At 62.6% G+C, this 15,480-nt stretch carries 14 protein-coding genes; 1 reads left to right on the forward strand and 13 read right to left on the reverse strand.

Annotated elements, in window-relative coordinates; translation table 11 throughout:
• Positions 1-158: 158 nt before the first annotated feature.
• Positions 159-2,696, forward strand: coding sequence for a glycogen/starch/alpha-glucan phosphorylase (locus tag VGE08_RS16735; RefSeq protein ID WP_349258728.1), 2,538 nt, complete (start codon positions 159-161; stop codon positions 2,694-2,696).
• Here the strand turns inward: VGE08_RS16735 and VGE08_RS16740 are convergent.
• The 13 genes from VGE08_RS16740 to VGE08_RS16800 form a co-directional block, all read right to left on the reverse strand.
• On the reverse strand, positions 2,686-3,123 hold the full coding sequence (locus VGE08_RS16740; RefSeq protein WP_331069055.1) for an MAPEG family protein: 438 nt from the start codon (positions 3,121-3,123) through the stop codon (positions 2,686-2,688). The genes VGE08_RS16735 and VGE08_RS16740 overlap by 11 nt on opposite strands.
• 18 nt (positions 3,124-3,141) lie before the next feature.
• Complete coding sequence (locus tag VGE08_RS16745) at positions 3,142-4,668, reverse strand: fumarate hydratase (protein WP_331069056.1); 1,527 nt, start codon at positions 4,666-4,668, stop codon at positions 3,142-3,144.
• Positions 4,669-4,840: 172 nt separating this feature from the next.
• Positions 4,841-5,296, reverse strand: a complete 456-nt coding sequence (locus VGE08_RS16750; protein WP_331069057.1) for a DUF1841 family protein — start codon at positions 5,294-5,296, stop codon at positions 4,841-4,843.
• A 51-nt stretch (positions 5,297-5,347) separates the two neighbouring features.
• Positions 5,348-6,079, reverse strand: coding sequence for an endonuclease III (gene nth / locus VGE08_RS16755; protein WP_331069058.1), 732 nt, complete (start codon positions 6,077-6,079; stop codon positions 5,348-5,350).
• Positions 6,076-6,759 (reverse strand): Rnf-Nqr domain containing protein, encoded by a 684-nt coding sequence (locus VGE08_RS16760; RefSeq protein ID WP_331069059.1) that lies wholly within the window; start codon positions 6,757-6,759, stop codon positions 6,076-6,078. Before VGE08_RS16760 ends, nth begins: the two co-directional genes overlap by 4 nt.
• Positions 6,756-7,394, reverse strand: coding sequence for an RnfABCDGE type electron transport complex subunit G (locus VGE08_RS16765; protein WP_331069060.1), 639 nt, complete (start codon positions 7,392-7,394; stop codon positions 6,756-6,758). The genes VGE08_RS16760 and VGE08_RS16765 overlap by 4 nt, the downstream gene beginning before the upstream one ends.
• Positions 7,378-8,415: an electron transport complex subunit RsxD gene (gene rsxD / locus VGE08_RS16770; protein ID WP_331069061.1), complete on the reverse strand. Its 1,038-nt coding sequence runs from the start codon at positions 8,413-8,415 to the stop codon at positions 7,378-7,380. The genes VGE08_RS16765 and rsxD overlap by 17 nt, the downstream gene beginning before the upstream one ends.
• Positions 8,412-9,863, reverse strand: a complete 1,452-nt coding sequence (gene rsxC, locus VGE08_RS16775; RefSeq protein ID WP_331069062.1) for an electron transport complex subunit RsxC — start codon at positions 9,861-9,863, stop codon at positions 8,412-8,414. The genes rsxD and rsxC overlap by 4 nt, the downstream gene beginning before the upstream one ends.
• On the reverse strand, positions 9,860-10,363 hold the full coding sequence (rsxB, locus tag VGE08_RS16780; protein WP_331069063.1) for an electron transport complex subunit RsxB: 504 nt from the start codon (positions 10,361-10,363) through the stop codon (positions 9,860-9,862). Before rsxB ends, rsxC begins: the two co-directional genes overlap by 4 nt.
• A gap of 58 nt (positions 10,364-10,421) precedes the next feature.
• Positions 10,422-11,000, reverse strand: a complete 579-nt coding sequence (locus tag VGE08_RS16785) for an Rnf-Nqr domain containing protein (protein ID WP_331069064.1) — start codon at positions 10,998-11,000, stop codon at positions 10,422-10,424.
• 15 nt (positions 11,001-11,015) lie between these two features.
• The gene (gene metG, locus VGE08_RS16790; RefSeq protein ID WP_331069065.1) at positions 11,016-13,121 is read right to left on the reverse strand and encodes a methionine--tRNA ligase; all 2,106 of its coding nucleotides are present in this window, start codon (positions 13,119-13,121) and stop codon (positions 11,016-11,018) included.
• Positions 13,122-13,264: 143 nt separating this feature from the next.
• Entirely contained in the window at positions 13,265-14,377 is a 1,113-nt protein-coding gene (locus tag VGE08_RS16795) for a type IV pilus twitching motility protein PilT (RefSeq protein ID WP_331069066.1), read from the reverse strand.
• 2 nt (positions 14,378-14,379) lie between these two features.
• Positions 14,380-15,474 (reverse strand): PilT/PilU family type 4a pilus ATPase, encoded by a 1,095-nt coding sequence (locus VGE08_RS16800; protein WP_331069067.1) that lies wholly within the window; start codon positions 15,472-15,474, stop codon positions 14,380-14,382.
• Positions 15,475-15,480: the final 6 nt, after the last annotated feature.

Genomic DNA, 15,480 nt, shown 5'->3' on the forward strand with positions numbered 1-15,480 from the left:
TCAAGCTGGTGCGTGCGTGTGGCGCACGAATGACCCCGAGGGCGCGTGTAACTTCCGGACTGCCGCCAGTCACCGACACCTGTTTCATCACGCACGATATTTGCACCATGGAACGGATTCGTTGGCCGCACAAAACAGAGGCTTCCATGGCCACATCCATGAAGGTGTTCGAGAACCCGACCGATCCTGCCGAGGCGGCGGACCGTCCGTCCTACCAGGACGAACGGACCGCGCTGACCAAGGAAGCGTTCAAGCGCGCCTTCCTCGACAACCTTTTTTACGTGCAGGGCAAGTTCCCGGCGCTCGCGACCCGAAACGATTACTACCAGGCGCTGGCGTATGCCGTGCGCGACCGGCTGTTACAGCGTTGGATCAGCACGGCGGCGGCTTACACCAGGCAAGGCTCGCGCACCGTTGCCTATTTCTCGGCGGAGTTCCTGATGGGCCCGCACCTGGGCAACAACCTGATCAATCTCGGTATCTACGAGCAGGTCCGCGGGGCCATCGGCGAGCTGGGATTGGATTTCGATACTTTGCTCGCGCAGGAAGACGAGCCGGGCCTGGGCAATGGCGGCCTCGGCCGACTGGCGGCCTGCTTCATCGACTCGATGGCGACGCTGGAGATACCGGCGCTGGGCTATGGCATCCGCTACGAGTTCGGCATTTTTCATCAGGAGATCGTCGACGGCTGGCAGATGGAGCGCACCGACAAGTGGCTGCGCTTCGGCAACCCTTGGGAGATCCTGCGGCCGGAGTGGGCTGTCGAAGTGCGCATCGGCGGTTACACCGAACAGTACCGTGACGAGCACGAGCGCCTGCACGTTCGCTGGGTGCCGCGCAAAGTCGTGGTCGGCGTTCCCTATGACACGCCCATCCTGGGCTATCGCAACAACACTGCGAACACCCTGCGGCTGTGGAAGGCCGAGGCGCCCGAATCCTTCGACTTCTCCACCTTCAATCGCGGCGACTACGGCGGCGCGGTCCGCAACAAGGTCTGGTCGGAGACGCTGAGCAAGGTGCTCTATCCCAACGACGAGCAGATCCAGGGCAAGGAACTGCGCCTGGAGCAGCAGTATTTTTTCGTGTCGTGCTCATTGCAGGACATGCTGCGGATCATGCGCGTGCAGAAACTGCCGTTGGAGCGCTTTCACGAGAAGTTCGCCGTGCAGCTCAACGATACGCACCCGGCCATCGCGGTCGCCGAGTTGATGCGCTTGCTGGTCGACGAGCACCTGATGCCATGGGAAGAAGCCTGGTCGATCACCTGCAAGACGTTTGCGTATACCAATCACACGCTGTTGCCCGAGGCACTGGAGTGTTGGCCGCTCGAGTTGTTCAAGCGTGTGCTGCCGCGGCACCTGGACATCATCTTTGAGATCAACGCGCGCTTTCTCGACGAGGTGCGCATTCGCTTCTATGGCGACGAGTCGCGTCTCGCCCGCATGTCGCTGATCGACGAGCACGGTGAACGGTACGTGCGCATGGCACACCTCGCCTGCGTCGGCAGTCACACCATCAACGGCGTGGCCGAGCTGCATTCGGAGCTGCTGAAGCACGACGTGCTGAAAGACTTCTACGAGCTGTGGCCACACAAGTTCAGCAACAAGACCAACGGCGTGACGCCGCGTCGCTGGATGTCATTGAGCAACCCGCGGCTGTCGGGTTTGATCAGTGATGCGATCGGCGATTCCTGGGTCAAGAACCTGGACGAGCTGAGCCGGCTGCAGCCATTGGCGGAAGACGCGGCCTTCCGCGAGCGGTGGCGAGCCATCAAGCTCGCCAACAAGGCCGACTTCGCCGCCTTCGTCAAAGAGCGCAGCGGTGTCGAGGTCGATCCGCACTCGCTGTTCGACGTGCAGGTCAAGCGCATTCACGAGTACAAGCGGCAGCATCTGAACATCCTGCACGTCATCGCCTTGTATCACCGGCTGCGGTCGGAGCCGAACGCCGATATCCAGCCGCGCACCTTCATTTTCGGCGGCAAGGCGGCGCCGGCCTATCACATGGCCAAACTCATCATCAAGCTCATCAATTCGGTCGGCGATGTGATCAATCGCGACCCGGCCATCAACGATCGCCTCAAGGTCGTGTTCCTGCCCAACTTCAATGTCAGCAACAGCCAGCGCGTCTATCCGGCGGCCGAGCTGTCTGAGCAGATCTCCACGGCCGGCAAGGAGGCCTCCGGCACTGGCAACATGAAATTTGCCATGAACGGGGCATTGACCATCGGCACCATGGATGGCGCCAACATCGAAATCCGCCAGGAAGTCGGCGCCGAGAATTTCTTCCTGTTCGGCTTGACCGCGGAGCAGGTTGCGGAGATCAAGGCGCGTGGCTATCGACCTCAGGCTTACCTGACGCCGGAGCTGAAGGAAGCGATCGATCTGGTTGCCAGCGGGTTCTTCTCGCGCGGCGACACGCAGATGTTCCGCGACCTGATCGCTGGGTTGTTATGGCACGACCCGTATCTGGTGCTCGCCGATTTCCAGTCGTACCTGGAGTGTCAATCGCAAGTAAGCGCGGCGTATCGCGATGTCGATCACTGGACGCGCATGTCGATTCTCAACAGCGCGCGCAGCGGCAAGTTCTCGTCCGACCGCACCATCCAGGAGTATTGCCGCGACATCTGGCGTGCGCCCAGCGTGCCTATTCGTCTGCTCTCTCAGGAGGACGTCAAGGTCGGCTTCATGCAGTGAGCAGGCGCACCGCGAACACGGCCCACATTGCGTACAGCACGAAGCTGCTCGCCAGGAACAGCTGAAAGCGCCGGATGACTGTGTTGGTGCCCAAGTGCACGTATGCGTGGGCGGCGCGCAGCACGACATAGCCCCATGCGCTGGCCAGCAAGAACAGGTTGGTCAGCCCGGTGATGGCGAGGAACCCGCACAGCGCATAGAACAGTACGGGCACTTCGAACAGGTTGCGAAAGTGGTCGGACGCGGCCACGTTCTGCAGGGTCTCTTGTGTCGCCTTGGCGCTCGCCAGCTTCTGCGGATGAATGCGCCGGGCGCGAATTTCACCGATGCGGTCGAGATACAACCGCACGAACACGATGCCGGTGAGCAACACCAGGGCGGTGGGAGGCAACAGGATCGCGTATTTGATCTGCAGCGTGCCGTCCACCGCCGACTCCTTCTGGTTTTATACGACTTTGACTGGAATCCCGGCGATACGTTGGCGCCACTCCGCCGGGCCAGTCTCGTGGACCGACTCGCCGCGCGCATCGACAGCGACCGTCACCGGCATGTCCTTCACTTCGAATTCATAGATGGCTTCCATGCCCAGGTCGCCGAACGCGACCACGCGGCTGGAGCGAATCGCCTTGGAGACAAGATACGCCGAGCCGCCGACGGCCATCAAGTAAGCGGCCTTGTGCTTGCGAATGGACGCGATCGCTTCGGGACCGCGCTCGGACTTGCCGATCATGGCGATCAGGCCGGTCTTGCCGAGCATCATGTCGGTGAACTTGTCCATCCGCGTCGCCGTGGTCGGACCGGCGGGACCCACCACTTCGCCCTTCACGGGATCGACCGGGCCGACGTAGTAGATCACGCGATTCTTGAAATCCAGGCCCGGCGGCAAGGGCTGGCCGGACTCGATCAGCGTGCTCAAGCGTTTGTGAGCGGCGTCGCGACCGGTGAGCATCTTGCCCGAGAGCAGCAAACGTTCGCCGGGTTGCCACGAGGCCACGTCTTCGCGCGTGAGCGCGTCGAGATTTACGCGGCGCGAATCGGCGGATGCTTGATACGTGAGCTTGGGCCACAACTCCAAGTCGGGTGGGTCAAGCTTCGCTGGTCCGGAGCCATCCAGCACGAAGTGCGCGTGACGAGTCGCGGCGCAGTTCGGAATCACCGCCACTGGCAACGACGCTGCGTGCGTCGGGCAATGTTTGATCTTCACATCGAGCACGGTCGTGAGGCCGCCGAGCCCCTGCGCGCCGATGCCGAGCGCGTTGATCTTGTCCATGATCTCCAGGCGGAGCGCTTCGTACTTGTCTTTCGGGCCGTTCTCGCGGATCTCGTGGATGTCGATGGGCTCGAACAACGATTCCTTGGCCATCACCATGGCTTTTTCGGCGGTGCCGCCGATGCCGATGCCGAGCATGCCGGGCGGGCACCAGCCCGCGCCCATCTGCGGCACGGTCTTCACCAGCCAGTCGACGATGGAATCCGACGGATTCAGCATCACCATCTTGGACTTGTTTTCCGAGCCGCCGCCCTTGGCCGCGACCGCGATGTCGAGGGTGTCGCCCGGCACGACTTCCATATGAATCACCGCGGGCGTGTTGTCCTTGGTGTTCTTTCTATCGAATAACGGATCGCCGACGATCGAGGCGCGCAGCGTGTTGTCCGGATGGCTGTAGGCGCGGCGCACGCCTTCGTTGATCATGTCGCTCAGTGACATCGTGGCGTCGCCCCATTGCACGTTCATGCCCACCTTGACGAACACGGTGACGATGCCGGTGTCCTGGCAGATTGGCCGGTGGCCCTCGGCGCACATGCGCGAATTCACCAGAATCTGTTTGATCGCATCCTTGGCCGCGGGGCTTTCCTCGCGTTCATACGCGGCCGCCATGGCCTGGATGAAATCGGGCGAGTGGTAATAGGAAATGTACTGCAGGGCGTCGGCGACGCTCTGGATCACATCGGCTTGCTTGATGGTCGGCATGGTTGGCGATGGCTGGCGCCGTTTCGGTTGGCCAATCGGTTGGGATCGGCAGGAGGCGCGGAATCTACCATTCACGTCCTGGCCGGGCCACCACGCGGACCGCGAACGCTGCTATCACTGGATGCGAAAGCAGGGGGCCGGGCCGCTGACAGCGCCGGGCAGGGCGGGCGATTTAGCGGCCTCTGACCGGGCGCGAAGCCAGTCCCTGCACCCGTCGCAGATAGGCTTGCTCGTCGGGCGGCCGGCCGGCGCGCTGCGCTTCCCACAACGCTTCAGCCAGGCACTCGATGATTTGATGTTCAGCGTCGTGTGGCTCGCTCATGCGCCCCGCCAGCGCTTCGAAGGCGGCGCGGATTCCGGGCGGCCGATCGGTGCCGATCTGGTCGCGGACCGCGAGGTGCAGGCCCATGTGCAGGAACGGATTGGATTGCCCACCCTCCGGGCTGTAGTCGCGGTCAACGACGTCGTCCGAACGCTCCAGCTGTGCTTGATATTCAGGGTGGAGCGCGACCACGTCGGCAATCTGCGCTTCCAGCGGCTCCATCGGCAGACCCTCGCGGTGCTTGCGCCAGGCGTCGATGTAGGCGCGGCGCAGTTGATCGCGGGATTGGGTGTCGAAGATCGGCATGCGGCGAGTCCAGCCTCGGGCCAGATAGCTTTGGGTCGTTCAGCAAAATAATCAAGCGCGCTGCTTGCGGAGCTTCCGAGCGAGCTTGGGTTTGGTTGGCGCCACTTTAGGGCGCGGAGCGAAGATGCTGCGCTTGACTGGCTTGGTCTCGGGCGGTGTCTTCTGTTTGTATTCGCAGAGGTCGCGGATCACGCACTCCGGACATTTCGGTTTGCGCGCGATGCAGGTGTAGCGGCCGTGCAGGATCAGCCAGTGGTGCGCGTCGTGCGCATACTCCTCCGGCACGACTTTGACCAGGTGATCTTCGACCTGGCGGACGTTGTCACCGGGCGCGAGGCCGGTGCGGTTTGCGACGCGGAAGATGTGGGTGTCCACGGCGATGGTCGGGTGGCCAAACGCTGTGTTCAAAATCACATTCGCGGTCTTGCGGCCCACGCCGGGCAGCGCTTCCAGCGCTTCGCGTGATTCGGGTACCTGGCCGCCATGCTGTTCCACCAGGATCTTGCAGGTGGCGATGACATTCTTCGCCTTGGTGTTGAACAGGCCGATGGTCTTGATGTAACGCGACAGTCCCTCCACGCCCAGGGCCAGAATGGCTTGCGGCGTGTTCGCATGTTTGTACAGCTCGCGGGTCGCGAGATTGACGCTCTTGTCCGTGGCCTGCGCCGACAGGATCACGGCGATGAGCAGCTCGAACGGCGTGGAATATTCCAGTTCGGTGGTCGGCTTGGGGTTGGCGGCCTTGAGCCGCTCGAAAATGGCCGCGATTTTTTTTCTGTTCATGGATCAACACTGGCGTGAGAGTTGCGACGGCGGGCCAGCCAGTTGCGGGCCGCGATCAGCAGTCCCAAGGAAATGAAGGCGCCCGGCGGCAGCATGGCCAGCAGGAAGCCCATGTCGACGCTGAACACTTTGATCTCCAGATGTTCGGCCCAGCTGCCGAGCGCGCCCGCGCCATTCAGCAGTGAGCCTCGGCCCACCAGCTCGCGTGCAAACCCCAGCACGATCAGCGTCAGCGAGATGCCCAACGCGATACGCACGCTTCGGGATAGCTGCGCGAGGCGATCCTGCGCGGGTGCCTGAAGGTGATCGATCACCACGATGTTCACTGCGAGCAACGGCAGGAACAGGCCGAATGACTGACCGAGATCATGAAACCATGCTCTCGTGATCAACTCGGCAGCGGTTACGAGGCCTGCTGTAATCAGCAGGCTGGCCGGCAGGATGATGGTGTCGTCCAGCCAGCGGCGCACGATGTCGAACAGAAATGTTGCGAGCGGCAACAGCATCAACACGATGGCACTGAAGCCCACTGCCTTGACCACAGTGTCGCTGACTGCGAGCAATGGGCACAGCGCCAGCAGTTGCACTGTGCTGTTGAATGCGTGATGCCGCCCTCTTGCTGCAGCATCTGTCGACGGCTGCGTGCTCAACGGTGCGACGGTTGGCGGTGGCGTGTTCATTGTGGCCGGCCGTCCCGATACAAACGGTCCTCGTTGCCTTGATAGAACTCCAGAGTCTTACGCACTGCCCCGACGATGGCGCGTGGCGTAATGGTGGCCCCCGTGAACGCGTCGAAGTCGCCGCCGTCGCGTCGCACGCTCCAGCGCTGTTGGGGTGGGTTCGAAAGCGACAGTCCGCGAAACCTCTCCAACCAGCCGCGGTCGCGATTCTCGAACGCGTCGCCCAGCCCCGGCGTTTCGTTGTGGCGAATGATCTGCACGCCGAGCAACTGTCCGCCAGGGGCGATGGCCACCAGCAACTCGATCGGTCCTCGATAGCCATTTGGAGCAATCGATCGGATGGCTACCGCGACGGGCAGGCCCGCTTTGCGCATGCGATAAGCGGTTACCGGGGCCTGGGTGCCGAGCAAGCCAGGCGCGGTGACCTCGATCGTATCGGCGAGCGGATCGTTGTCGTAGTTGGGCGGAGCCACCAGCACGTCCAGATGTTCCTTGATCCACGCCTGCTGGTTGTGAACGATGCGCTCGCGCGTGACATTCGCCAGGACTGCAAGACCAACCGTAAGCACCGCGGCGATGCCGGCCAACGTCGCCGTCGGAACGATGAAGCTGCGCTTGTCAGCGGGCGTGGCCATAGATGCGCGGGATCGTATAACGATCGATCAACGGCACGGAGAGATTCATCAGCAGCACAGCGAAGGCCACGCCGTCCGGGTAACCGCCCCAGGTGCGGATGACGTAGGTCAGCACGCCGATGCCGACGCCGTAGATCAAGCGGCCGCGATCGCTGGTGGCTGCTGAAATCGGATCGGTGGCGATGAAGAACGCGCCGAGCAGGCTGGCGCCCGACGTTAGATGAAAGATCGGGCCCGCATACGCGCCCGGATCGATTACATACATCAGGGACGCGCAGACGACGATGGCACCGAGCATGGCGACCGGAATGTGCCAGCGGATGATTCGCAACGCCAGCAGCGCGATGCCGCCGGCGAGGGTGGCCAGGTTGATCCATTCCCAGCCCCGACCGCCGAGTGTGCCGAAGATCGGTGCCGCTTGGGCCTCGGCCATGGTCATACCCATCTTCAGGCTGGTGCGCAGCGCATCCAGTGGCGTTGGCGATGTAATCGCATCCCAGGTCAGTCGCGGCGGCAGCGAGCCGGTGAGGATGGTCTGGATCGTTTCACTGAGGGTGAGCCTGGCTTGCTCGGCATCCATGCCGGTGGGTGGTAACCATTGCAGCAACTGCACCGGAAACGACACGAGCAGCACGGCATAGCCGACCATCGCGGGATTGAATGGGTTGGCGCCAAGCCCGCCAAACAAATGCTTTGCCAGTAGAATCGCAAACGCGGTGCCGCTGACGACCAGCCACCACGGCGCGAGCGGCGGTAGGCACAGCGCCAGCAGCACGGCCGTGAGAATGGCACTGCCATCCTTCAAGAACGGCTCGACCGGCTTCTGGCGCAATCGCAACGCCACGGCCTCCGCAACCAGCGCGGTCAATGAGCCGAGCAAGATCTGCACGAGCAGGCCCACGCCGAAGAAGTAGACGTGCAGCACGATCATCGGCAGCAACGCATACAGCACGATGCGCATGACTCGCCCCACGCTGTTGGGTGCGACCACATGCGGTGCGGGTGAAGTGGGAAAAGTCATTGTTGTTTCGGCCGGCGCATGGCTGCGAGTTTGGCACGATGCTCGGCTTCCAGGCGCGCCAGGCGTTCGTTGCGAGCGTAGAAATGAGCGCGTGCCGTGTCGGCGCTGCGCTTGGCGTCGAGCTCGCGAACCAGCAAAGGTTTCCCTTCTCGGAAGCGTTCGGCGAGCGGAATCTGGCTCGGGCAGACGTAGTCGCAGCACCCGCATTCGATGCAATCGAGCAGGCCGTGTCGATCGAGTTGCGTCCCATCGTAAGGATGCAAATACCAATGGAGTTGCTGCGGCAGCAGAAAGGCGGGGCATACATACGAGCAGGCGCCGCAGCGAATGCACGGCATCTCCGGGCCGCGGGGTTGCAGGTCCAAGGCGGATGCGGCCACGATGCAGTTGGTGGCTTTGACGACCGGCATGTCGTCGTGAGGCAGTGACGCTCCCATCATGGAGCCGCCCATGATCAAACGTGACATGCGCTCGGTGTAGCCGCCGCAATCTCCAATGAGGCTGGCGAATGGAGTGCCAATGCGTGTTTCGAGGTTTGCAGGGGCGCTCACACCGTCCCCGGTGACCGTGACGATGCGGCTGATCAGCGGCTGGCGATCGCGAATCCAGCGCGCGACGGCGGCGGCTGTGCCGACGTTCTGACACACGATGCCGATATCCGCGGGCAGGCCGTCGTAGGGCACTTCGACACCGAACACGGACGCGATCAACTGGCGTTCGCCGCCTGCGGGATAGATGGCCGGCACGATCTTGATGCGGATTCTCGAATCGGCAGCCTTGTCGAGTGCTCGACGCAGCGCCTCGTGTGCTTCAGGAACGCCAGCTTCGATGGCAATCGTGCAACTGGGCGCACACAGTGCATGTAGGAGCGCACGCGCGCCGAATACGATGTCCTCGGCACGCTCACGCATCAGCATCTCGTCGCAGCTGATGTACGGTTCGCACTCGGCACCGTTGAGCAACAACCGCGGGCCGTCCTCGCACAGGGAGCTTTCGAGTTTGTTGGCCGTTGGGAATGCGGCGCCACCAAGGCCGACGATGCCGCCGCGTGCAATGTGCTCGCAGGCTTCGGTGGGCGAGATCTGTTCGAAAGAGACAACTGCCGCTGCGTTCTCGAACGGCTCGTCGCGGCCATCGTTCGCGATGACCAGGCTGAGCGTTGGCGCCCCCAGCCGATGAGGTGCAGGTCGAGGTTCGATGGCAATGACTTCACCCGACACCGGCGCATGCAGCCAGGCGCTGATGCCTGGAGCCGGCTGCGCGATCGGCTGATACATGCGCACACGCTCGCCAGCTTTCACCAGCGGCCGTGCGGGCGCCCCAGCATGTTGATCGAGCGGAATCACATGACGCTCGCTCGGGCTGGCGGCACGGATCGGTTGTTTGGTGGATCGCTCCTTGTGAGCGTCGAGCCTCAGCCCGCCCGGAAGTGCGTGACTCGGGATCATCGTGGGGCGGCAGGCGCGGGCTGCATTTCGATGCAGTCGACCGGGCAAGGCGGAATACACAGCTCGCATCCGGTGCAGTCGGCGGCGATGACGGTGTGCATGTGGCGCGAGGCGCCGATGATCGCATCCACCGGACAGGCTTGAATGCACTTCGTGCAGCCGATGCACGCGCTCTCGTCGATGAAAGCGACAGCGGGATAGTCGGGCACGACGCCGTATTCCTTGCCGACCGGCTTGGGATCGACGCCCATGAGCCGGGCCAGCGCCAAGGCGGTGCGTTCGCCGCCCGGCGGACATTGATTGATATCGGCGGTGCCTTGCGCGATGGCCTCCGCATAGGGACGGCAGCCTTCGAATGTGCAGCGCCGGCATTGCGTCTGCGGCAGCAACGCATCGATGCGTTCCGCCAGCGAGACTTCACTGGCACGACCTGCCGTCGCCACGGTAGCGACACCCGCCAGCGCGGTCAGAAAGACGATTGTGACAAGCGCCGTGATCATCCGTAAGAAAGAAGTGACTGGTGACTAATGAATAATGACTGGTCGGAGCGAGCCCGCATCACTCCTGAATCAATCCGCTAAAGCCCATGAAAGCGAGCGCCATGATGCCGACGCTGACGAGCGCGAGCGGCGCATCTCGAAAGACATCGGGCACGTCCGCGTGCTGCAGGCGCTCATGCATCGCTGCGAATGCCAGCAGCAAGAAGCCGAGTGCCGCTGCCGCCAGGATCGAGAATCCCACGGCGTCCATGATGTTTTGCATCCGGGAGTCCACCATCAGGGCCACGCCGAGCACTGTCGAGTTGGTGGTGAGCAGCAGCGGAAATCCCGGGCGTCGTGGCAGAAATCGTCCGTCGCGACGCATGGCTATCTCCACCAAGGGCGCAACGGCCACCGCGATGATGACGAAAGCCAGCGTTCGCAGATACCCAAGCTCGCCAGGCTCCAGCAGCAGTGCCGATACCGTCCACGTGAATGCCGCGACCAACGGCACCGCGACGAATGAAGCCACTGCCAGGGCCTGCGCGCCAGCGTAGATTCCAGTGACGTTCTCGAACGGCCGCCATGCCGGCATGCGCGTCAGCGCCATCACATTCACGAGCACGGCACTGAGCAGAATGAGAAGGAGCGCGGACATAACTCTCCGCGAGTGCTATTTCACCTTCATGCCCGCGGTCGCGCCGGCATCGGGCGAGAGCAGGAAGATTTCTTTGCCGCCCGGTCCGGCCGCCAGCACCATGCCTTCGGACGTGCCGAAGCGCATCTTGCGAGGCTTGAGGTTGGCCAGCATCAGCGTGAAGCGGCCGACCAGTTGCTCCGGCGTGTAAGCGGAGCGAATGCCTGCAAAGACAGTGCGCTGCGCGGTGCCCAGGTCCAATGTGAGCTTGAGCAACTTGTCCGCGCCTTCGACCGTTTCCGCGGCGAGGATCTTTGCGATTCTCAGGTCGAGCTTCGCGAAGTCGTCTATGGTGATCTCGGCGAGCGCGCCGACTTCATCGGAAGTGGCAGGCTTTTGTGCAGGGGTCGTGGACGCGACCGTCTTGACTTTCGCGGCCGGCTTCACTTCAGGCTCGCCCGTGTCGAACAGCGCGGCCAGTTGTTTCGGATCGACCCGCTGGAGCAGATGCTCGTATGCGCCAATCTCGTGACCCGCCGGCAACCAGCTGTGCTGGCCCCAGCGCATTTGCTCATCGCTGAGGCGCAGGAAACCCTGCACCTTGCGCGCGGTTTCAGGCAGCACCGGTGACAGCAGCACCGTGAGATACCAGAAGAAGTTCAGGCTGGTCGAGCACACCTGATGCAGCCGCTGTTCTTCGCCGGCGACTTTCGCGAGCTCCCAAGGCTTGGCGGTGTCGATGTATTGATTGACGCGATCGAGCAGGCTGCCGATCTCGCGCATGGCCTTGCCGAACTCACGGCCTTCATACAGTGCGCCGATGCGGTTCCAGCATTCGCTGTCGCTCGCGAAATCCTGCTGCAGCTGTTGGGCCGCCGGGTCCAGTGCGCCGAGCTTGCCGCCGAAACGTTTGGTGATGAAGCCAGCGCAACGGCTGGCGATGTTCACGTACTTGCCGACCAGGTCCGAGTTCACGCGAGCGACGAAATCGTCAGGATTGAAATCGGTGTCCTCGACATGCGCGTTGAGCTTGGCCGCGAGGTAGTAGCGCAGCCACTCGGGATTCATGCCGATGTCGAGATAGCGCACCGGGCTCAAGCCCGTGCCGCGCGACTTGGACATCTTTGCGCCGGATACGGTGATGAAACCGTGAACGTAAACGTTCTCGGGCGTCTTGCGCCCGGCGAACTTCAGCATCGCCGGCCAGAACAGCGTGTGGAAATAGATGATGTCCTTGCCGATGAAATGGATCTGGCGGACGTCATCGGCGTTGATGAATTCCTCGAAGCTGCGGGTCTCGCCGTTGGCTTTGGCCTTGCCGGTGGTGAAGTAGTTCTTCAGCGCCGCGAGATAGCCCACTGGCGCGTCCAGCCACACATAGAAATATTTGCCCGGCGCGTCGGGAATCGGAATGCCGAAGTAGGGCTCGTCCCGGGAGATGTCCCAGTCGCCCAGTTCCTGGTCGCCCTTGCCGCTGAGCCATTCGCCGGCCTTGTTCGCCACCGAAGGCTGCAGACGCTTGGTCCACTCGGTGAGGAACTCGACGCAGCGCGGATCGGACAGCTTGAAAAAGAAATGATCCGAGGTCTTGCGCACCGGCGTGGCGCCAGAGAGGGTCGAGTACGGGTTGATCAGGTCGGTGGGCGAATACACCGAGCTGCAGTTTTCGCAGGCGTCGCCGTACTGGTCCTTGGCGTGACAGTTGGGACATTCGCCCTTGATGTAGCGATCGGCCAGGAACATGTTCTTCACCGGATCGAAGAACTGCTCGACGGGCTTGCTGTAGATCAGTTCGTTGGCCTTGAGCGCGCGATAGATGTCCTGCGACAGCTCGATGTTCTCCGGCGAGTGTGTCGTGTGCCAGTGATCGAAGCTCAGCAGGAACCCGTTGAGCGCACGAGGCCGGCCGGCCGCGATGCGCGCGACCAATTCTTCCGGCGTGATGCCTTCGGCTTCGGCCTTGAGCATGATGGGGGCGCCATGCGCGTCATCCGCGCCCATCCAATGGACCTTGTGGCCCTGCAGGCGCTGGAACCGCACCCAGATGTCCGCCTGGATGTACTCCATGATATGGCCGATGTGGAACGGGCCATTGGCGTACGGCAGGGCGGTGGTAACGAAATAGTTGCGCTGGGTGGTCATTGAAAGGACAAGGGTTCGGCGGCGACAAGGGCCGAATTATGCCTCAATGGCCAGCGGTTGGCGGTTAGTGGCTGGTGGTTAGTAGGAAATGGACATCGCTGGACCGGTCTTCCTACTGACCACTAACCGCTGGCCACTAGCGACTAGCCGATGTCCTTCACGGCCTCGAACTTCGACTTGTTGATGGCCTTCAGGTACGCCGACTTGCCGGTAATGACGCCCTTGTCGAGCAGGTCCTGGATGGCACTGTCCATCAGCCGCATGCCGAACGCGGCGCCGCTCTGCATGGCGTTTTCGAGCTGGTCGAGCTTGCCCTGGCGAATCAGGTTGGCGACAGCGGGGGTATTCACCAGGATCTCGTGGGCCGCGACGCGGCCGGGCTTGCCCGCCCGGGGAATCAGCTGCTGCGAAATCACGCCTCGCAGCGATGTCGAGAGCATCGCGCGTACGTGCGACTGCTTATCGGCCGGGAACGCATTCACGATGCGATCCACGGTCGGCGCGGCGCCGTTGGTGTGCAACGTACCCATGACCAGAATGCCCATTTCGGCAGCCGTCACCGCGATGCTCATCGTTTCGTAGTCGCGCAACTCGCCGACCAGGATCACGTCGGGATCTTCACGCAGAGCCGAGTGCAGCGCTTCGGCGAACGACGGGCTATGCGTGCCGATCTCGCGCTGACTCACCAGGCAGTTCTTGCGCTGGTGCACGAACTCGATCGGGTCCTCGATGGTGAGGATGTGACCTTTCAGGCGCGAGTTCATGTCGTCGATCATCGCCGCCAGCGTGGTCGACTTGCCGGAGCCGGTCTTGCCGGTGACCAGGATCAGGCCGTTGTTCACTTTGCACAGGTTGCGGATCGCGTCCGGCACGCCGAGCTGATCCAGCGACATGGCCTTGGAAGGGATCGCCCGGCACACGCACCCCAGCCCGTACAGATGCCGCATGACGTTGACGCGGAATCGCGAGACGCCGGGAATGATGTAGGCAAAGTCGGCGCCATGCTTCTCTTCGAGGCGCATCTGCGCCGCGCGCGGCATGATCTCGCGCAATGTTTCTTCGACGAACTGCGGAGTCAGTGGCTCGGGCCGCAGGTTGTGCAGCTCGCCATACAAACGAATGCGCGGCGGATCGCCGGCGATGAAGTGCAGGTCCGAGCCGTTCTTGCTCAGCACTTCCTTGAGGAATTCATCGATCCGACGCGGCGTGTAAGTGCTCTGCGTCCCGGTAACTGCTTGGCTGGGTTCTGTGCTCATGATCAACCCGGCGCCAGGTCGAGTTTGGGCAGCACGCTGGTATCGGTGACGAAGCGCGCGAACACTTTCTTGTCGTTCGCATACACATACGCGTCGTCGGGGTCGATTTCCTTGGACTGCACGTTGGCGAGCAACGCCTGGTCGAGCATCTGCATGCCCAGGTCCTTGCCCATTTGCAGCTGCGAGGGAATCTGGTGCGTCTGGTCGGTCATGATCAGTTTGCCGATGGCGCGCGTCACCACCATGATTTCGCAGATCGCCTTGCGGCCACGCTGATCGGCGGTCTTCACCAGCACCTGGGTGATCACCGCGATCAAGCTGTTCGACAGGAACGCCTTGGTCTGCTCGCGCTCGTCGGCGGGCAGCGCGTCGACGATACGGTCGATGGTCTTCACTGCGCCTGTCGTATGCAGCGTGCCGAGCACCAGGTGGCCGGTTTCTGCGGCGGTCATTGCCCAGCGAATCGTATCCGCATCGCGTAACTCGCCGACCAGGATCACGTCGGGGTCTTCACGCATCGCCGCGCGGACGCCTTCGGAGAACGAGGGCAGGTGAGTGTTCAGCTCGCGCTGGATGACCTGGCTCTGCTTGCTCTTGTGTACGAACTCGATCGGGTCCTCGAGGCTGATGATGTTCAGCCGGCGCGTCGAGTTGAGGTAGTCGATCATCGCGGCCAGCGTGGTCGACTTGCCCGTGCCGGTGGAGCCGGTCACCAGGATCATGCCCTGATGGTTGTCGCACAGCTTCTTGACGATGGGTGGCAGCGACAGCCGGTCGATGGTCGGCACGTCGGAAGGAATGGCGCGGAAGGTGGCGCCGACGCCGGTTTCCTTGCGGAAGATGTTGACGCGGAAGCGTCCGCCGTTGCTGGAGACATAGGAGAAGTCGACGTCATGGCCCCGCCGCAGCTGGTCCTGGTTGGCGCGGCTCATGATCTCGACGATGTAGCTCTCCAGCTCGGCCTGGCTCAGGTCGCGAAACTTGATGGGCAGCAGGTCGCCATGCATCCGCAGCATGGGCGGCACGCCGACGGCGAAGTGGATGTCGGAGCAGCCTTGATCGGTGCCGAGCTTGAGAAAGGCGTCTATTCGGGCCATGCAGCA

This window comes from Steroidobacter sp. (assembly GCF_036406195.1).
Classification (GTDB): Bacteria; Pseudomonadota; Gammaproteobacteria; order Steroidobacterales; family Steroidobacteraceae; genus Steroidobacter.